Genomic DNA, 17,855 nt, shown 5'->3' with positions numbered 1-17,855 from the left:
GAGCACCGCACAGCGGTGCTAACGGATCCCGTGGCCGACCGTCCGACGCGGCGTCGCCCGCCCGGGTGACCGTCCGCCGAGCCGGCGGACGGTCCGCGAAGGTGCCTACCTCAGTCGGGTGACCCGAACCGAGACCTCGTTCCCGGTCGCGTCCGGCCCGGCGTAGACGCCCTTGACCGGGGCGACATCGCGGTAGTCGCGGCCCCGCCCGACGACGACGTGGGCCTGGCTCGGCGCCGACAGATTCGTGGGGTCGAAGGCGTTCCAGGTGCCGTTCCACCACTCGATCCAGGCGTGCGACTCGCCGGTGACCTGCTTGCCGATCGGGGCGGCCGGATCGGGGTGCAGGTAGCCGGACACGTACCGGGTGGGGATGCCCATGTGGCGGAGCAGGCCGATGGCCAGGTGCGAGATGTCCTGGCAGACGCCGCGCCGCGCGTGGTAGGCCTCGGCGGCGGAGGTGTGCACGCCGGTGCTGCCGCCCTCGTACTTCAGGGTGCGGTGCACCCAGTCGGTCACCGCGGCGGCCGCGGCAGCCGGAGAGGTTGCGCTGGCCTGCATTTCCGTCGCGATACCGACGAGTTCGTCGTCCAGCTGGGTGAGCGGCGTGGAGGTCAGGAACTCCTCGAACCGGTCGGCGCAGCCGGACCCGGCCAGCTCGTCCCAGCCGAGCGGGTCGGCCGGTGGGGCCGGGTCGCTCCACCCCGACGCCGACGGGGCGGGGGCGGGGGACCAGATCCCGCTGCTCTGCGCGAACGTCTCGACGGTGGTGGTCGAGGTCACCGACAGATGGCGATGCGGCCGGTGGATGTCGAACGCCGAAACCCGGGTGCCGAAGTAGTCCTGGTAGGACAGGACGCCCTCGAAGGGCTCGAGCTCGAGCCGGCTGGACAGCACCGCCTGCCCCGGCTCGTCAATGGGCTGCATGCGCACCTCGTTGTACGAGGTCGTCACCGTGTCCGGGTAGGTCAGCACCGTCCGGTGGACGATCAGCAGTCGCCAGATCTCCGGGGTGGTCGGCGCGGTCATGCTGCCCCTCCGTCTGCTCCGATGTTCGCCCAGGTCACGGCGTCCTCCCGGCGGAAGAACGAGCGGGTGACCGCGGTGTGTGCGCTGTAGACGGTGCGCTGCAGCGAGGACAGCAGGGCCTCGCGGTCGGCGGCGAGTTCGGTGCCGGTCCGGTAGTCCAGGCTGGTCCGGGTGCGTCCGACGATCCGGCGGGCCGACGACGGGTCCCGTCGCGGGTCGCGGTGCTGCGCCGAGCCCGCGGCCTCCAGTTCGCCCAGCGAGGACTCGGCCACGGTCAGCGCGCGCAGCACCGAGCGTGGGAACTGCCGGTCGAGCAGCACGAATTCGGTCGCCGTGCGCTGACCGATGGTCCCGCCGTAGGAGCGCACGTACGGCTCCCACCCGCCGCAGGCGCTGACCAGGGCCCGCCAGGGCGGTACCGAACCGGTCTCGGACTCGGCGGCGGCCAGCAACCGGATCGTCATGTCGGCCCGCTCCAGCGAGCGTCCGAGGACCAGGAAGTGCCAGCCCTCGTCGTGGCTCATCACCTCCGACACCAGGCCGTTGGCCATCGCGCACCGCTCGCCGACCCAGCGCAGGAACTGGTGCGGGCCGGCCAGGCCGGTCTCCCGGGCACGCAGTCCGTGCCAGGTGACGTTCAGGCACTCCCAGACGTCCAGCGGGATGGCGTCGCGGACCCCGCGGGCGTTCTCCCGGGCCGCGGCCAGCGCGCCGGCCACCGAGGAGGCCTTCTCCCGGTCGAAGACCAGGGTGCGGACCAGCTGCCCGGAGTCGGCGTGGGCGTCGGAGCCGACCGCGTCGTCGTCGGCCAGGCCCATGGAGTCCAGCAGCGAGCGGATGACCTGGTGGTCGGACTGCCACGAGCCGGCGGGCAGCAGGTGCAGGTAGGTGTCCAGGATGCGCGCGGTGCAGTCGGCCCGCTCCTGGTGGCGGCCCAGCCAGTAGAGCGACTCGGCGATCCGACTCAGCATGGCGTCACCGGGTTCTCGGGCGTGGTGTCGTCGGGACGCACCTGTTGTTGTTGTTCGTGCTGGGTTCGCAGACCCGTGTCGGACGACGGCGCCTGCACCATCGGGTCGAACGCGCCGCCCATGGTCTGGCTCATGCCGCCCATGGTCTGGCTCATCCCGCCACCCATGCTCTGGCTCATGCTGCCCTCGGTGAATACGGGCAGCACCTGGGTGGCGTCGGCCGCCCCGCTGGGCGGCGCGGCGGTGAACGGCTCGGCGGCCGGAGGTGCGGAGAGCACCCAGGTGTCCTTGGAGCCGCCGCCCTGTGAGGAGTTGACCACCAGCTCGCCCTCGGGCAGCGCCACCCGGGTCAGCCCGCCGGGCAGCACCCACACGTCGTTGCCGTTGTTGACGGCGAACGGCCGCAGGTCGACGTGCCGGGGTCGCATCTTGTCGCCGATGAGCGTCGGGACGGTGGACAGCGCGATCTCCCGCTGGGCGATCCAGCCGCGCGGGTTCTCCAGCACCGTCGTCCGGGCCTTGGCCAGTGTCGACGAGTCGGCCTGCGACCCGATGACGATGCCCTTGCCACCGGACCCGTCGACCGGCTTGAGGACCAGCTCGGCCAGGTGTTCCAGGGCGTACTCGCGGTGGTCCGGCACCTCCATGCGGTAGGTGTCGACGTTCTTCAGGATGGGTTCCTCGGCGAGGTAGTACCGGATGATGTCGGGCACGTAGGTGTAGACGAGCTTGTCGTCGGCGATGCCGTTGCCCACCGCGTTGGCGATGGTCAGGTTGCCGGCCCGCGCCGCGTTCACCAGCCCGGGCACGCCGAGCAGCGAGTCGGCCTTGAACTGGACCGGGTCCAGGAAGTCGTCGTCGACGCGGCGGTAGATGACGTGCACCGGCATCTCGCTGGAGGTGGTGCGCAGGTAGACGCGGTTGTTCCGGCAGATCAGGTCGCGTCCCTCGGCCAGCTCGACGCCCATCTCACGGGCCAGCAGGGTGTGCTCGAAGTACGCCGAGTTGTAGACGCCCGGGGTGAGCACGACGACCGTCGGATCGGTGACGTTCCAGGGGGCCACGGCGCGCAGCGCGGCCAGCAGGCGGCCGGGGTACTCCGAGACCGGGCGCACCTCGTGGTCGGCCCCGGCCTCGGACAGCACCTGGGCCACGGCCTGCCGGTTCTCCAGGACGTAGGACACCCCGGACGGGATGCGGACGTTGTCCTCCAGGACGCGGAAGCCGCCGTCCTCGTCCCGGATGAGGTCGACCCCGGAGATCACGATGCGCGCGCCGTCCTGGGCGCTCATCCCGAACACCTGGCGGTGGAAGTGCGGCGAGGTGGTGATGAGCCGCCGGGGGACGACACCGTCGGCGAAGATGCGACCGGCCCCGTAGACGTCGGCCAGGAATGCCTCCAGGGCCCGGACCCGTTGCGGGACGCCCTGCTCGACGACCCGCCACTCGGCCGCCGTGACGATCCGCGGGATGAGGTCGAGGGGGAAGGGACGTTCGACCCCGCCGAGGGCGAAGGTGATGCCCTGGTCGAGGAAGGTGCGCCCCATGATGTCGGCGCGCGCCGTGAGATCGGCGGCGTCCAACTGCTGGAGGGCGGAGAACACCCCCTCGTACGCGGGTCGTATCTGGCCCGGGGCGGAGAACATCTCATCCCACGCCCGGCCGAAGGGATAGTCCTCGAACAGGTCGGCCATGGCCCTGACCGTAGGGTCGACATGTTGCGGCGGCATGACGAGATTCTTGCCCACTCCGCTGGGGCTGTCGCGCCGGGTCGGGCTCATGTCCTGATCTTGCCGATGACCGCGTCCGGCGGGCGTCATCAGAGCCAGCGCGGCGGCGACGGGACGGGTCCGTCAGGGGTGCGCACCCCGGCGCCGCCGCGGCCGGACGCCCAGCGGGCCAGGTCGGCGGCGGTACCGGTGATCACCGTCCCGGCGCCGTCCCCGGCGTCGGTGATCGTGATCGCCGCGTCCCGGTCGGTGGGGCGCAGCACCAGTCCGGCGCCGACGCCCCGGGTCCGCCACAGGCCGGTGATGTCCCGCAGCAGGCCGTCGACCACCGGCGCGGGGAAGTCCCCGAACGCCCCGCCGTTGTCGAGGTCGACGGCGTGGATCCACACTTCCCGGGACCGCATCCAGGCCGTCTCCGACACCGGCACCGACCGGCCCTGCGCGGTGCGGACGATCCGGGTCCACGCGTCGGCCGGCAGGTCCCGCCACTCGACGGTCAGGTGCACCGCCGCGTGCGTCACCAGATGCCGCAGCGCGATCGGCTTGAGGGTCGCCCCCTGCTCGATCTCGAGGTTCCGTTCGGCCGGCCCGGCGTACATCGGGGTCTCGATCCCGGTGCGCGCCCACTCCACCAGCCGGGTCAGGGCCCGGGCGTTGTAGCCGACGTGGGCCGCGATGTGGGCGCGGGACCAGCCCGGCACCAGCGACGGCGCGGCGAAGTCCTCGTCCGACAGCGCCGCGAGCTGGCGGGCGAAGTAGGCGGTGCCCCGCCGGGCGATGAGCAGCGCGTCGGCGACCGCCGGGTCGGTCACCTGGTCATGGCGTGCCGGCACGACGCCCCCGTCCGTCCACGGCCACGCAGGTGTTCTGCAGGCTGCCGATACCGTCGATCGTCGTCCGCACCGTCATCCCCGGGGCCAGGTAGCGCGGGGGCTTGCGAGCATGGCCGACGCCGCCGGGCGTGCCGGTGGCGATGAGGTCGCCGGGTCGCAGGGTGACGATCTGCGAGAGGTAGGCGACGAGGTCGGCCGGGTCGAAGACCAGGTCCCCGGTGGACGCCTGCTGGACGAGTTCGCCGTCGATCTCGGTGGAGATGTTCGGCCCGGGCTGCCACTCGTCGGCGGTGACGAGCACCGGTCCGACCGGTGTCGTGTTGCCGAACGTCTTGCCCTGCAGCCATTCCCGGGTCCGGAACTGCCAGTCCCGCATCGAGATGTCGTTCATGACGGTGTATCCGGCGATGGCTGCAGCGGCCTCGGCGCGGTCGGCGCCACGGAGGGTGGCGCCCACCACGACGACGAGCTCGCACTCCCAGTCGACGGCCTCGGCCGCGGTGGAGGGGATCTCGATGTCGTCCTGCGGCCCGATCAGGGCGTCGGCGAACTTGGCGAACAACGTGGGGTGGTCCGGCAGCGGCCGGCCCATCTCCTCGATGTGGGCCCGGTAGTTCAGCCCGACGCAGGCGACCTTGCCCGGCCGGGGGATGAGCCGGCCCAGGTCGTCCAGCGGGGCGGTCGGACCGTCGGCCGCGGCGGCGACGGCCCGCCAGTCGGGGCGGTCGAGCAGGGCGCCGACGTCGGCGACGTCGGGGATCGCCGTCCCGCTGGCGGCGGCCGGACCGTCGATGCGGACGGCGGCGGTGCCGCCGGTCGGGAGGGTGACGGTGGCGAGTCTCATCGGGCGTCCTTCGGGTCGTTCTCGGTGTCGATCTGGACCCGGTCGAAGTGCAGTCGTTCGACGACCGGGGCGTCGGAGAAGCGGAAGAGGTCGAACGTGGAGTCACCGGGCGCGGCCCGGAACGTCCACGGCACCCACGACGGCACGACGAACAGGTCGCCCTTGGCCACCTCGTGGGTCTCGTCGGCCAGCGTGACGGTGCCGGCGCCGTCGAAGACCTGCCACACCGACGACCCGACCTCCCGGCGGCGACGGGTGGTGGCGCCGGCCCGCAGCCGGTGGAACTCGGCGCGGATGGTCGGCAGCACGTCGCCGCCGGTGGTCGGGTTGGTGTACCGGATGGCGGCGTGGCCCAGTTCGACGGTGGCCGGGTACCCCTCGTCCTCCAGGGCCAGTTGCTCGTCGAGCGCGGCGTCGGTGTGTACCCAGCGGTAGGCGCCGATGGGGGAGCTGACCGTGTTCTGCAGCCCGGACAGTGGCCGCAGACCGGGGTGGGCCCACAGGCGTTCGGAGCGGGAGATGGGTGGCGTGGCTTCGTCGGTGACCCGTTCGGAGCCGAACTCGAAGAAGGAGGTGTCGGTGTAGTGGACGAACGGGATGTCCAGCCCGTCGATCCAGGCCATCGGCTGGTCGGTCTCGTTGTGGTGGCCGTGGAAGTTCCAGCCCGGGGTGAGCAGGAAGTCGCCCCGGCTCATCGCCACCGGATCGCCGTTGACGACGGTCCAGACGCCCTCGCCCTCGCAGACGAAGCGGAAGGCGTTCTGGCTGTGCCGGTGCTCGGGGGCGACCTCGTGCGGCCCGAGGTACTGAATGGCGGCCCACAGGGTCGGGGTCGCGTAGGCGGTGCCCGGCAGGCCGGGGTTGGCCAGCGCGATGGCCCGGCGTTCGCCGCCCCGGCCGACCGGGACCAGATCGCCCGATCGAGCGGCCAACGGGAAAAGCGTGTCCCAGCGCCAGACGTGCGGCAGGGCCTTGGGCTTGGGCTGCAGCGGCATCAGTTCGTCCAGCTGCGTCCACAGCGGGGTCAGGTGCTCACGCTTGAAATCGTCGTACAGCTGGGACAACTCGGGGCTATCGGGTTCGTCGGGGAACTGGCCGGACATGGGGGATCCACCTCTCGGGATGAAGGTCTGGGTCTGAGCTCGGGCGGGCAGCGGCCCGGCGGAACAGGTTCAGCGGCGCATGCGTTCGGCCAACCGACCGTCGGTGAGCCGGGCCAGCACGTCGGCCCGGATGGTCTTCTTGTCGATCTTGCCGACCTTGGTCACGGGAAGACGGTCGACCACGACGAGGGCCTCCGGCAGCTTGAACCGCGCGACGCCGGCGGCGTCCATGACCGCGGTGAAGTCGTCCAGGGTGACCTGCGCACCGTCCCGCGGGACGACGTAGACGCACAGCCGTTCGCCGAGCAGCGGGTCGGGCATGGCGACGGCCGCGACCTGGGCGACCCCGGCGACCTGGTAGCCGAAGTTCTCGATCTCCTCGGCGCTGATCTTCTCGCCGCCGCGGTTGATCATGTCCTTGTCGCGTCCCTCCACGACGAGGTTGCCGGCGGCGTCCATCGAGCAGATGTCGCCGCTGCGGTACCAGCCGTCGGCGGTGAACGCCTTGGCGTTCTGCTCGGCGGCCCGGTAGTACCCGCGCGGCGTGTACGGCCCCCGGGTCAGCAGGGCGCCGGAAACCCCGACCGGAACGGGGTTGTCGGCCTCGTCGACGACCATCACCTCGTCGTCCGGACTGACCGGCCGGCCCTGGGTGTGGTGCACGATCGCGTCCGGGTCGTCCAGTCGGGTCACGTTGATCAGACCCTCGGCCATGCCGAAGACCTGTTGCAACGTCGCCCCCAGCACGGGGGTGATCCGTGCGGCGAGTTCGTCGGGCAGCCGGGAGCCGCCGACCTGCACGACCCGCAGGGTGCGCAGGTCGTCACTCGGGTTCGCGGTGTGGTGGTCGAGCCAGCGTCCGGCGACGGCCGGGACCACCGCGGTGTGGGTGACCCCGTGCTCGCGGACGGCGGCGAACGCGCGGACCGGGGACGGGCTGGGCAGCAGCACGACGGTCCCGCCGACCAGCAGGGTGCCCAGGATGCCTGGACAGGCCAGCGGGAAGTTGTGCCCGGCCGGCAGGGCCACGAGATACACGCTGCCGGCGTCCAGGCCGGCCATCACGGCGCATTGCCGGGCGTTGTAGGCGTAGTCGTCGTGGGTGCGGGTGATGAGCTTCGGGAGTCCGGTGGTGCCACCGGACAGCAGGAAGCAGGCCACGTCGTCGCCGGCCGGCGAAGCCGCGTTCCAGCGCCGCCGGGTGGCGTCCGGGTCGACCACCGGGACGAACAGGTCGTCGATCGCCTGCTGACCGGTGCGCAGCGGACCGCCGTCGGTCTGCACCAGGACCAGTCGCAGGTCGGGTTGCTCGGCGGCGATCCGTTCAGCCATCTCCGCGTGGTCGAAGTCGCCGGTCCCGCCCGGGACGGCCAGGGCCACCGCTTCGGCATGCGCGGCCAGATAGGACATCTCGTGGTGGCGATGGGCGGGCAGGGCCATCACGGGGGCCACCCCGGTGCGCAGGCACGCCAGGTAGAAGGCCACGAACTGCCAGGTGTTGCCGAGCTGGACGACGACCCGGTCACCGTGGGTCAGGCCGAGCGTGGTCAGGCGGTCGGCCGCGGCGTCGGCCCGCTGCGCCAGTTCGCGGTAGGTGAGTCGGACCGGGCCGTCGACGACGGCCACCGCGTCCGGGGTGCGGTCGACCTGCTCCCACAGCAGGTCACCCAGGGAACGGCCGAGCCAGTGGCCGGCGGCCCGGTAGCGGGCGGCGACCTCCGCCGGCCAGGGCACGAGCCCGTCAGTGATGGGCCGGGGCATGGTCCACCTCGCTCTCGATGGTCGGGCTGTCGGTGTCGTCCGGGACCGGTGAGACCGGCACGATGACGGCGTCCAGTGCGATGAGCCCGTCGACGGTCAGGCGCAGCGGGTTGATCTCGATCTCGGCCACGTCCGGCGCGGACAGCAGTGCATCGCCCAGCGCCGTGACCACCGTGACGAGGTCGCCGCGGTCCAGCACCGGCCCGCCCCGCCAGCCGTCGAGCAGCGCTGCGGCCTGCAGGTCGTCGACCATGGCGGCGATCTCGGCTGGTCCGGCCGGCAGCGCGCGGATGGCGACGTCGCCGTACGCCTCGGCCGCGGTGCCGCCCAGACCGACGAGGGCGACCGGTCCGAAGACCGGGTCCCGGCGGACCCCGACGACCAGGTCGACGCCGGACGGGGCCATCGCCTCCACGAGGAACTGCTTGGCCCCGATGTCGGCCAGCCGGTCGAGCGCGGCGGCCAGCTCCTCGGCGGTGCGCACACCCAGGTGGACGCCGCCGATCTCGGTCTTGTGCAGCACGGCGGCGTCCAGGATCTTCACCGCCACCGGGCCGGGGACACAGTCCAGCGCGGTCTCCGCCTGCTCCCGGTCGAGGCACCGCATCCGGGGTGGGGTGGCGATGCCCCAGTCGTCCAGCAGGGTCTTGGCCTGGTCCTCGTCCCACGGGCCCCGCGTCCAGGCCCGCGGCCGGGGGGTCGGCGGGTCCTGCCGGCGGTGCCGGGCGACGGCGTCCTGGACCAGGGCCATCGTCGCGGTGGCCAGGGCGGACGGGCTGGCCACCGTGGGCAGGTCGAGGGCGGTGGCCGAGCGGACGACGGTCTGCACGTCCGCCGGCAGCCCGCCGGTGCCCAGCACGGTGGGGGCGACGTCCGGCAGCCCGGCCTGGGCGGCGGCGGCGGGCAGATCGACCACGTCGGGTTCGGCCAGACCGTAGACGGCGACCAGGTCGACTCCCGGGTCCGCGGCGACCGTGGCGAGGACGTCGGCGAAACCCGGCCCCGGGCGGCCGGTGTCGACCGGGTTGGCCTGGTACGTGAGTGGCGGCAGCAGGTCCCGCAACCGGGCCTGGGTGGCGTCGGTCAGGGTCGGCAGCCGGCCGCCCGCCGAGGCGACCGCATCGGCGACCAGCAGGCCGGGTCCGGCCTGACCGGTGACCAGCGCGAGACCGGGGCAGGGATGCGGCGGCAGACGCCGGCCGGACAGGCCGGTCACCGCGTCCAGCAGGGCCCGCTCGTCGTCGACGACGACGGCCCCGGCCTGCCGGAGCACCGCGCGGGTGGTCTTCCACGACGTGGCCAGCGCGCCGGTGTGTGAGCGGGCGAATTCGCCCACGTCGGTCCGGCCGACCACGAGGGCGACGACCGGCTTGACCGCGCTGAGGGTGGTGACCGCCGCCAGCAGCCCCGGGCCGTCGACCACGGTCTCCAGGTGCAGGGCCACGGCGGCGGTCTCGGGATCGGTGGCCAGGTGGTGCAGCACGTCGGCGGTGCCGACGCCGACGCCCAGACCCAGCCCGACGCCGAGGCTGATGCCCACGCCGGAGCCGGCCAGCTGGAACGACAGGGCGTGGTTGACCCCGCCGCTGGCGGCGACGACGGCGACCCGGCCGGCGGGGATGCGTTCCACCCCGGGGACGAAGCTGGCGGTCAGCCCGCGGCCGGGGACAAAGAAGCCGGAGGTGTTCGGGCCGAGCAGGCGCAGTCCGGTGGCGGCGACGACCGCCTCGACATCGGCCTGATGTCCCAGGCCCGGTCCGCCGGCTTCAGCGAAGCCACCGGCGCACACCACGGCGGCGCGGACGCCGGCATCGGCCGCCTCCGCGAGCCCGGCGGCGGTCACCGCGGCCGGGACGCAGAACACGGCCAGATCGATGGGGCCCTCCGCGGCGACGGCGGCGGCCACGCTCGGGTGGATGCCGGCAGCCGGGTCGGCCGACCGGGCGTTGACCAGGGCGACACCCCCGGCATACCCGGCCAGCGATCGGGCCATCACGGCGCCGAGCTTGCCGCCGCCCCGGGACGCGCCGATCACGGCAACCCGGCCCGGCCGGAACAGGGGCTGCAGATCGGCCGGCATCAGCGGTCGCCCCCGACGGTTGCGGCGACGCCGTCGGCCCGGCCGGACAGCACCAGGGTCAGCGCCTGGTCCTTCACGCGGTGCTCCGCGACCGTCGGGTCGGTCCCGGCCTCGACGCCCTTCGGTGGGTCGTCGACGACGACGGTGACCGCGGACCCGGTGAACCGCAACCGCTCGGACAGCAGGGCCCGGGTCAACCGGGTGCCGCCGGTGACGACGACCAGGGCCCGCTGGCCAGTGCGGTCGAGCTCCTGGAGCGCGGCGGCCGCGGCTGAGTCCACCTCGGCCTCCTCCTTGGGGGCCTCGACCCGCAGGGCGGAGCCGGGGACGGTCGGTTCACCGGCCGCTCGCAGGGACACGTGGCGGTCGGGGCCGCCGGCGGGATCGGTGGTGGTGATCGTGCGACCGTCCGCGGAGAGCCGGACGAGCCGGCCGGGGAGCGCGAGATCGCCTGCGGCCAGCGGAGTGTCGAGCGGGGCGGCGCCGTGGATGGTCTGCCAGGCCTGTTCGGCCTGCGCGACGAATGCGGGGTCGCGGCGCCGGAGCTTGTCGGCCGTGATGCTCCGGGAGAAGAAGTGGAAACCGAACTGCCAGGGCGCGAACGCGTCGTGGTAGCGGCCGAAGTTCTCCCACCAGGACAGGCTGGGGCGGGCCGAGTCCTGGATCCTGGCCACCTCGGGCTGCCGGTCCGCCTCGTAGGCGGCCAGCGCGGCGGGCAGGTCGGTCGGACGGGCGGCCAGCTGCTGGGCGAGGCTGACGGCGTCCTCCATGGCCATCTTGGTGCCGGACCCGACCGAGAAGTGGGCCGTGTGCACGGCGTCGCCGAGCCAGACGACGGGCGTGCCGCCGGCGGTGGCGTGCCAGGAGGCGGTGCGTCGGGTACGGAAGTTGCCCCACCGGGAGTTGTTGTCCAACAGTGGTTCTCCGTCGATATCCGGGGCGAAGAGCGCCTGCAGGTAGGCTTTGGACTTCAGGTCGGACGGGCCGGGGGGCTGGGTGACGTCGAAGGAGTCCAGGCCGGCCGCCCGCCAGGTCGGCTCGTCGGCCTCGACGATGAACGTGCTCACGTCGTCGCTGACCGGGTAGGCGTGCACGGCGAAGTGCCCGTGCTTGTTGCTGCGGTGCAGGAATGTCAGCCCGTCGAACCGGTGGGTGGTGCCGAACCAGATGAACTTGGCCGTGGCCGTCTGCACCTGCGGGCCCAGGGCGTCGGCGAACGACTCCCGACTCGCCGAGTTCGCACCGTCCGCCGCGACGATCAGGTCGTGGTCGGCGGCCAGGGAACGGATGTCGGGGACGGCGCTCGACCAGCGGACGTCGACGCCGAATTCGGCGGCCCGGTCCTGCAGGAGCGAGAGCAGGGTCCGGCGGTGGATGGCGGCCATCCCGTTGCCGGCGAAGGTGACCTGTTCACCCTTGAGGCGCACGTCAATGCTGTCCCAGTGCTTGCCGTGCCGGGCCAGGGCATCACGCAGCACGGGGTCGGCGGCGTCGATCCGCTCCAGGGTCTGGTCGGAGAAGACGACGCCGAACCCGAAGACGTCCTCGGCGCGATTGCGCTCATAGACGGTGACCTGGGAGTCGGGTAGCAGCCGCCGGATCAGGGTGGCCGCGAACAGGCCGCCCGGGCCCGCGCCGATGCAGGCGACGCGCAGAGACATTGCCGACCTCACTTCATTCGTTGGGGGATCGGACCACGGGTGCGGCCGGGTGTCGGGCCGGACCGGGTCGGGGTCATGCGTTCGGTGATCGTCGCTACTGCGCCGGGCGCGCGAACGGGATCGAGCGGGATCGGCTGGTGCGGGCGGCTCGACGACGCTGGGCGGGGACCGCGGCGATGAGCAGCAGCCCGGCCATGGCGACCACCGCGAAGAGGTAGAAGTTCCACTGGTAACCGAGGCCGTTGCCGGCGATCAGCCCGCCGGCGATCGGCCCGGTGATCGCGCCCAGCCGGCCGATGCCCAGGGCCCAGCCCAGAGCGGTGGCCCGGACGTCGTCCGGATAGGTGGTGGCGACGTACCCGTTGACCAGGATCTGCGTGCCGACCGAGCCCAACCCGGCCAGGGCGACGAGCAGGAAAACGGCGGCGGTCGGCTGGTGCGCGGCCAGCAGTACGACGGCGGCCGCGGCGCACCCGAAGGCGGCGATGGTGACCGGACGGATACCGACCCGGTCGGCGACGAACGACGCGCCGATGGCGCCAATCACCGCGCCGACGTTGAGCACGAGCAGGAACGACAGGGAACTGCCCAACCCGAAGCCGGCCTGCTGCATGATCCGCGGGAGCCAGGTGTTCAGGCCGTAGACGAGCAGCAGACCGCAGAAGCTGGCCGCGGCGAACAGCAGCGTGCTGGCCAGGTACTGCCGGGAGAAGAGCACCCGCAGCCCGTTCGACCGGCTGCTCGGTGGGGCGAGGTGCCCCGCTGCCGCCTGGAGGGCGGGAACCTGCAGGCCGTACCGGTCGGCCAGCGCGCGGGCCTCGCGGAGTCGTCCTCGGGACACCAGGTAAGCGGTCGACTCCGGCAGCCACTTCCAGGCGATGGGCAGGATCACGACCAGGGGCAGGGCGCCGAACAGGTAGAGCAGGCGGAAATCGTGCTGCGGCAGCAGGGCCAGTCCAAGCACGGCCGCGCCGATGCCGCCGACCGAGTACCCGCTGTACATCACGGCGTTGTTGAACTGACGTCGCTCCGGGCGCGAGTACTCCACGGTCAGCGCGATGGCGGTGGGGACGACGCCGCCCAGTCCGAGACCGGCGACGAACCGCAGCAGCCCGAAGGCCTGCGGGTTCGGGGCCAGCCAGGTCAGGGCCATGGCGATCGAGAACCAGGTGATGCACAGCAGCATGACCCGCCGGTGGCCCACGATGTCGGTCAGCGCCCCGATGGCAAGGGCCCCGATCAGCATGCCGATCAGGGCGTAGCTGCCGATGGCGCCGGCCTGGGCCGGGCTGACGTCCCACTGCTGGTCGGCCAGGATGGCCGGCACGGTGGTGCCGTAGACGACCAGGTCGTAACCGTCGAAGACGATGGTGGCGAAGCAGACCAGCACGACGACGAGGCGCTGACGCGCGGAGCGGTCGGGAGCTCGGGACATCGGTGTCCTCCGAGGGTGAGGGCGGGGACGGCAGCAGGTCGAGCTGCGCGGTCCGCCCAACAATGCAACACTTTGACGACGGGCGTCAACATCATGGCACATGAGTGCGTCGGGTGGGGCGGATCGGGTGGTGCGACGATCTCCGGAGAGGTGAGCGATGGCGAAGGTGCTGGACGGTTCGGTGCTGCCCGGCCGGAGAGACGATGGAGTGAAGGGGGATTCGGTGGTCGAGGACGGCGACGCGGACGCGGTGGGTGCAACCATCAAGCCGCGGTCCCTGGTCTTCGACCTGTTCGGCGACTACCTGCGGTACCGCGGCGGCGAAGTCCGCCTGCGTCACCTGAGCACGCTGCTGGGTTTCTTCGACATCCCGGAGTCGACCGTGCGGGTGGTGGTCGGGCGCCTGCGGCGGGACGGCTGGCTGGTCAGCAGACGGGAGGGGCGGGAGACCGTCTACGCCCTCACCGATGCGGCCTGGCGACTGCTCGACGAAGGGCGCGACCGCATCTTCCGCCGGGCCGACGAGGCGTGGTCGGGGGAGTGGCAGATGATCATCTACTCGGTGCCGGAGACCGAGCGGGCCGTGCGTGATCAACTGCGCAAACGGCTGGCCTGGTGGGGTTTCGGCTCGTTGTCCCCCTCGGTCTGGATCAGCCCGCACGACCGGGCTGCGGCCATCTCGGAGGCCTTCCCCGGCGACGGGCCGGTGCGGCTCGATGTCTTCCGTTCGCGCAGCGACAACGGCACGTCCGATGCCGAGCTGGTTGGCCGGGCGTGGGATCTCGACGAACTGGGCCGGGACTACCGGGCCTGGCTGCAGCGCTGGGAGCCGGTGGTGCGGCGCTGTCGGCGCGAGCCCCCGCAGGGGGCGGAGGCGTTGGTCCTGCGCATGCGACTGGTGCGCGACTACCGCGGCTTCCCGTTCCGGGACCCCGATCTGCCGGCCGAGCTGGTGCCGGACGACTGGCCGGGCCGACGGGCCTTCGAGCTGTTCATCGACGCGCACGACCTGCTGAAGGCGTCCGCGGAGGCCGTCCTGGGGGCCGTTCTCGCCGACTGACGAGATATGTGTCGTTCTCTTGACGCTCGTCGCCATTACGGCACATACTTGTCGGCATTCCGTTCCGCTGCCGCAGGAGGCACCTCAATGACGAGTGACGCGACTGTGATCGCCGACGCCCGGACGGGCTCTGCCACGGCCGATGCCGTGACCCCGCCCGTCGAGTACGGCACCACCCTCTCGGCCGATGGCACCACCCTGGGCTACTACCGCCGCGGTTCCGGCCCGGCCCTGGTGATCACCCACGGCAGCATCGCGACCGGCGACCAGTGGTTGCCGGCCACCGAGCACCTGGCCGAGCACTTCACCTGTTTCGTCCACGACCGCCGGGGTCGCGGCCGCAGCGGCGACCACGCCACCTATGACCTGTCGACCGAGGTCGACGACATCGCCGCGATGATGGCGGTCGCCGGGCCGGGGGCGCACCTGCTGGGGCACTCCTACGGTGCCCTGTGCACGCTGGCGTACGCCGAACGGCTGCCTCTGGACGGGACCCTGATCCTGTTCGAGCCGCCGCTGGCCGTTCACGGCCCGGTGGCCGGCGCCGGTCTGGCCCGGTACCGGGAACTGGTGGACGCCGGTGATCTGGACGGCGCCCTCGAACACGCCCTGGTGAACTTCGTCCGCCTGCCCGCCGAGGCCATCCCTTACGTCCGGCAGACCCCGCTGTGGGACCAGTGCGTGCCGCTGACGCCGACCTGGGTCCGGGAGCTGGAACAGATCGACGCGCGGGGTGCGGATCTCGACCACTACGCCTCGATCACCGCGCCGACCCACCTCATCGCCGGAACGGGAACCACTGCGTTCCTGTACGAGTCGGCCCACCGACTGGTCGGCATCGTCCCCGGCGCCGGCATCACCGACCTGCCCGACCTCGACCATTTCGCCCACGTCGCCGCGCCCGAGCTGTTCGCCACCACGGTCCGGCAGGCCGTGTCCGGTCGGTGACCAGGGCGAGCACGCCTCCCTCGCCCGGACCCGGATCACGCCGTTGTTGTCGGGGGCGGTGTGACCCGGGTTCGGGCGGGGGACATGACGGGTTGCCCCGCGATGTGGTGAGGTCGACCGACCGCTGAACCGCTGCGGCGGTGGCGAAGGGAGATCGGGATGGCGAAGTCGGGTAGCAAGAACGGCTCGGACAAGGCTGACGCGAAGAAGAAGGCCGCGGCCGAGGCCGCTCAGAAGAAGAAGAGGGCTGACGCCAAGAAGGCGGCTGACGCGAAGAAGAAGGCTGACGCGAAGAAGAAGGCCGACGCGAAGAAGAAGGCCGACGCCAAGAAGGCGGCCGACGCCAAGAAGAAGGCCAGCAAGAAAGCCGACACCAAGAAGACGGCCAGCAAGAAGGCCGACACCAAGAGGACGGCCAGCAAGAAGGCCGACACCAAGAGGACGGCCGGCAAGAAGGCCGAGGGCAAGAAGCCCGCGAGCGTGAAGCGTGCCGGCGGCAAGGCTGCCGCGAAGAAGTCCTCGGGTGGGTCGACGACCACGTCCCCGGCAGCCTCTTCGAGTAGCTCCGGGGCGACCAAGTCGGACGGCAAGTCCAGCGGTCGCACCCCCGCGCCCCGTCCGGCCAACCGGCGGCGGACCGCGGACCTGCCCAGCACGGTCGCCCGATCCGATGAGCACGCGCAGGAGACCTACACCGCCGTCCACGAGTCCGCCGTCGAGCAGTACGGCGAGGGCGAGCGGGCTCACCGCACAGCGTTCGCGGCGCTCAAGCACACCTACGAGAAGGTCGGCGACCATTGGGAGGCCAAGGACGAGCCCGGCCCCTCGGATTCCCGGGCCGCGTCGCCCGACCGGTTCGGGGGCGAGACCGCGGGCGGGGTGGACGCCACGGCGTCGCGGGCCCACCTGTACAAGCTGGCCCAGGAACTGGACGTGCCCGGCCGCTCGCGGATGAGCAAGGACGAGCTGGTGGAAGCCCTGCAGAAGGCCAACCAGCGGGCCACCGCCAAGGCCGCCGAGTAGAGCTGGTCGATCCGGTCGTCACCACATGCCGACGTGCCACAGGTGACCGGACGTCGGCTGCACCAACCGGGTCGACCATGTCGATGCGGGCAGCCCGCGCGGCCGGGTCGGACGGTGCGTAGGTTCGGGGAATGCTGATCGCGTTCTCCGTCGCCCCGTCCGGTCCGGGCGAGCTGCCCGCGGGCGAGGAACCCGGTTCGGTCTCGATCGCCGTCGCGAAGGCCCTGCGGGTGGTGCGGGATTCCGGCCTGCCGCACAGCACCGACGCCATGTTCACCACGGTCGAGGGGGACTGGGATGAATGCATGGACGTCGTCCGCCGGGCCTGCGCCGCGGTCGGTCCCTACGGCAGTCGGGTCTCGCTGGTACTGAAGGCGGACATCCGGCCCGGCCACACCGGCGAACTCACCGGCAAGGTCGAGCGGGTCGGTCGGCTGCTGGACGACCTCCCACCGGAGGCGGCCGGCGGGTGACGGCGCAGATCCGGATCGGTGTCTCGGGCTGGACCTATCCGCACTGGCGGGGCCGGTTCTACCCGCCGGCCTGGCCGCAGCGCCGCGAGATCGACTACGCCGGAGCGGCTTTCGACGCGCTCGAGATCAACGGCTCGTTCTACTCGTTGCAGCGGCCGAGCAGCTACCGCCGGTGGCGGTCGGTCGTGCCGCCCGACACCGTCTTCGCCGTCAAGGGCAGCCGGTTCATCACCCACCTGCGCAAACTGGGATCGGTGGAGAAGCCGGTCGATCAGGCCCTGGCCAACTTCTTCGGCTCCGGCCTACTGGAACTGGGGGAGCAGCTGGGTCCCCTGCTGTGGCAGCTGCCGGAATGGTTCCGGTTCGATGTCGACAAGCTGACCGCGTTCTTCGAGCGGTTGCCCACCGACACGCAGCAGGCAGCGCACCTGGCGGCCGGTATCGAGGATCGGCTGCTGGAACGGTGGAAGGAGTCGCGACCCGATCCGAACGGGTTCGGCGCCCAGCCCGTCCGACCACTGCGGCACGCCATCGAGGTGCGCTCACCGACGTTCGCGACCGAGGAGTTCTACCAGCTGTGCCGCCGGTACGGCATCGCGCTCGTCGTCGCGGACACCGCACAGCGCTTCGTCTGGGTCGACCAGGTCACCGCCGACCTGGTCTACGTGCGGCTGCACGGCGATCAGGAGCTGTATGTCTCCGGCTACACCGATGCCGGCATCGAGTACTGGGCGGGACGGGTACGGGAATGGGCCGACCGGCCCGGCGTTCAGCAGGTGCATGTCTACTTCGACAACGACTTCCAGGCCCGGGCACCCTACGACGCCCGCCGGCTGGCCGCTCGCCTGGGCATCCACCGACCGGTCCTGGCCCCGTTGCCGTACGGCTGACACCCCGGAACGAC

General features: G+C 72.0%; 15 protein-coding genes. 5 read left to right on the top strand and 10 right to left on the bottom strand.

Features of this window, described 5'->3' with window-relative positions; translation table 11 throughout:
* Positions 1 to 105: 105 nt before the first annotated feature.
* The 10 genes from FDO65_RS09615 to FDO65_RS09570 form a co-directional block, all read right to left on the bottom strand.
* Positions 106 to 1,029, bottom strand: a complete 924-nt coding sequence (locus tag FDO65_RS09615) for a transglutaminase family protein (RefSeq protein WP_137449084.1) — start codon at positions 1,027 to 1,029, stop codon at positions 106 to 108.
* The gene (locus FDO65_RS09610; protein WP_137449083.1) at positions 1,026 to 2,000 is read right to left on the bottom strand and encodes an alpha-E domain-containing protein; all 975 of its coding nucleotides are present in this window, start codon (positions 1,998 to 2,000) and stop codon (positions 1,026 to 1,028) included. Before FDO65_RS09610 ends, FDO65_RS09615 begins: the two co-directional genes overlap by 4 nt.
* Positions 1,994 to 3,694 carry a circularly permuted type 2 ATP-grasp protein gene (locus FDO65_RS09605; RefSeq protein WP_137449082.1) on the bottom strand — a complete coding sequence of 567 codons (1,701 nt, stop codon included), beginning with the start codon at positions 3,692 to 3,694 and terminating at the stop codon, positions 1,994 to 1,996. Before FDO65_RS09605 ends, FDO65_RS09610 begins: the two co-directional genes overlap by 7 nt.
* Positions 3,695 to 3,819: 125 nt before the next feature.
* Positions 3,820 to 4,542: a maleylpyruvate isomerase family mycothiol-dependent enzyme gene (locus tag FDO65_RS09600; RefSeq protein WP_205849873.1), complete on the bottom strand. Its 723-nt coding sequence runs from the start codon at positions 4,540 to 4,542 to the stop codon at positions 3,820 to 3,822.
* 4 nt (positions 4,543 to 4,546) lie between these two features.
* Complete coding sequence (locus tag FDO65_RS09595) at positions 4,547 to 5,407, bottom strand: fumarylacetoacetate hydrolase family protein (protein WP_137449080.1); 861 nt, start codon at positions 5,405 to 5,407, stop codon at positions 4,547 to 4,549.
* A complete protein-coding gene (locus tag FDO65_RS09590; protein WP_137449079.1) occupies positions 5,404 to 6,510 on the bottom strand; it encodes a cupin domain-containing protein in 1,107 nt (368 codons plus the stop codon). Before FDO65_RS09590 ends, FDO65_RS09595 begins: the two co-directional genes overlap by 4 nt.
* A gap of 69 nt (positions 6,511 to 6,579) precedes the next feature.
* A complete protein-coding gene (locus FDO65_RS09585; protein ID WP_137449078.1) occupies positions 6,580 to 8,271 on the bottom strand; it encodes a (2,3-dihydroxybenzoyl)adenylate synthase in 1,692 nt (563 codons plus the stop codon).
* Positions 8,252 to 10,351 carry an acetate--CoA ligase family protein gene (locus tag FDO65_RS09580; protein ID WP_137449077.1) on the bottom strand — a complete coding sequence of 700 codons (2,100 nt, stop codon included), beginning with the start codon at positions 10,349 to 10,351 and terminating at the stop codon, positions 8,252 to 8,254. The genes FDO65_RS09585 and FDO65_RS09580 overlap by 20 nt, the downstream gene beginning before the upstream one ends.
* Positions 10,351 to 12,012, bottom strand: coding sequence for an FAD-dependent monooxygenase (locus FDO65_RS09575; protein ID WP_137449076.1), 1,662 nt, complete (start codon positions 12,010 to 12,012; stop codon positions 10,351 to 10,353). The genes FDO65_RS09580 and FDO65_RS09575 overlap by 1 nt, the downstream gene beginning before the upstream one ends.
* Before the next feature lie 94 nt (positions 12,013 to 12,106).
* Positions 12,107 to 13,447 (bottom strand): MFS transporter, encoded by a 1,341-nt coding sequence (locus tag FDO65_RS09570; protein WP_205849872.1) that lies wholly within the window; start codon positions 13,445 to 13,447, stop codon positions 12,107 to 12,109.
* Positions 13,448 to 13,604: 157 nt separating this feature from the next.
* Between FDO65_RS09570 and FDO65_RS09565 the strand changes: the two genes are divergently transcribed.
* From FDO65_RS09565 to FDO65_RS09545, 5 genes are all read left to right on the top strand, one after another.
* Complete coding sequence (locus tag FDO65_RS09565; RefSeq protein ID WP_205849871.1) at positions 13,605 to 14,507, top strand: PaaX family transcriptional regulator; 903 nt, start codon at positions 13,605 to 13,607, stop codon at positions 14,505 to 14,507.
* A gap of 87 nt (positions 14,508 to 14,594) precedes the next feature.
* Positions 14,595 to 15,455: an alpha/beta fold hydrolase gene (locus FDO65_RS09560; protein WP_137449075.1), complete on the top strand. Its 861-nt coding sequence runs from the start codon at positions 14,595 to 14,597 to the stop codon at positions 15,453 to 15,455.
* A 159-nt stretch (positions 15,456 to 15,614) separates the two neighbouring features.
* A complete protein-coding gene (locus tag FDO65_RS22135; protein ID WP_166442108.1) occupies positions 15,615 to 16,478 on the top strand; it encodes a ChaB family protein in 864 nt (287 codons plus the stop codon).
* Between the two features lie 131 nt (positions 16,479 to 16,609).
* Positions 16,610 to 16,951 (top strand): thiamine-binding protein, encoded by a 342-nt coding sequence (locus FDO65_RS09550; RefSeq protein ID WP_137449074.1) that lies wholly within the window; start codon positions 16,610 to 16,612, stop codon positions 16,949 to 16,951.
* Positions 16,948 to 17,841, top strand: a complete 894-nt coding sequence (locus FDO65_RS09545) for a DUF72 domain-containing protein (protein ID WP_137449073.1) — start codon at positions 16,948 to 16,950, stop codon at positions 17,839 to 17,841. The genes FDO65_RS09550 and FDO65_RS09545 overlap by 4 nt, the downstream gene beginning before the upstream one ends.
* Positions 17,842 to 17,855 lie beyond the last annotated feature (14 nt).

This window comes from Nakamurella flava (assembly GCF_005298075.1).
Classification (GTDB): Bacteria; Actinomycetota; Actinomycetes; order Mycobacteriales; family Nakamurellaceae; genus Nakamurella; species Nakamurella flava.
Note: the sequence above shows the minus strand (reverse complement) of the source record. Positions and strands in the feature narration are given on the sequence as shown.

Excerpts from the sequence above, each read along its gene's own strand:
- FDO65_RS09565 (WP_205849871.1), top strand. The coding sequence starts at position 13,605 with ATGGCGAAGGTGCTGGACGGTTCGGTGCTGCCCGGCCGGAGAGACGAT.
- FDO65_RS09590 (WP_137449079.1), bottom strand. The coding sequence starts at position 6,510 with ATGTCCGGCCAGTTCCCCGACGAACCCGATAGCCCCGAGTTGTCCCAG.
- FDO65_RS09610 (WP_137449083.1), bottom strand. The coding sequence starts at position 2,000 with ATGCTGAGTCGGATCGCCGAGTCGCTCTACTGGCTGGGCCGCCACCAG.
- FDO65_RS09595 (WP_137449080.1), bottom strand. The coding sequence starts at position 5,407 with ATGAGACTCGCCACCGTCACCCTCCCGACCGGCGGCACCGCCGCCGTC.
- FDO65_RS09575 (WP_137449076.1), bottom strand. The coding sequence starts at position 12,012 with ATGTCTCTGCGCGTCGCCTGCATCGGCGCGGGCCCGGGCGGCCTGTTC.
- FDO65_RS09585 (WP_137449078.1), bottom strand. The coding sequence starts at position 8,271 with ATGCCCCGGCCCATCACTGACGGGCTCGTGCCCTGGCCGGCGGAGGTC.
- FDO65_RS09570 (WP_205849872.1), bottom strand. The coding sequence starts at position 13,447 with ATGTCCCGAGCTCCCGACCGCTCCGCGCGTCAGCGCCTCGTCGTCGTG.
- FDO65_RS09550 (WP_137449074.1), top strand. The coding sequence starts at position 16,610 with ATGCTGATCGCGTTCTCCGTCGCCCCGTCCGGTCCGGGCGAGCTGCCC.
- FDO65_RS09560 (WP_137449075.1), top strand. The coding sequence starts at position 14,595 with ATGACGAGTGACGCGACTGTGATCGCCGACGCCCGGACGGGCTCTGCC.
- FDO65_RS09615 (WP_137449084.1), bottom strand. The coding sequence starts at position 1,029 with ATGACCGCGCCGACCACCCCGGAGATCTGGCGACTGCTGATCGTCCAC.
- FDO65_RS22135 (WP_166442108.1), top strand. The coding sequence starts at position 15,615 with ATGGCGAAGTCGGGTAGCAAGAACGGCTCGGACAAGGCTGACGCGAAG.
- FDO65_RS09580 (WP_137449077.1), bottom strand. The coding sequence starts at position 10,351 with ATGCCGGCCGATCTGCAGCCCCTGTTCCGGCCGGGCCGGGTTGCCGTG.
- FDO65_RS09605 (WP_137449082.1), bottom strand. The coding sequence starts at position 3,694 with ATGGCCGACCTGTTCGAGGACTATCCCTTCGGCCGGGCGTGGGATGAG.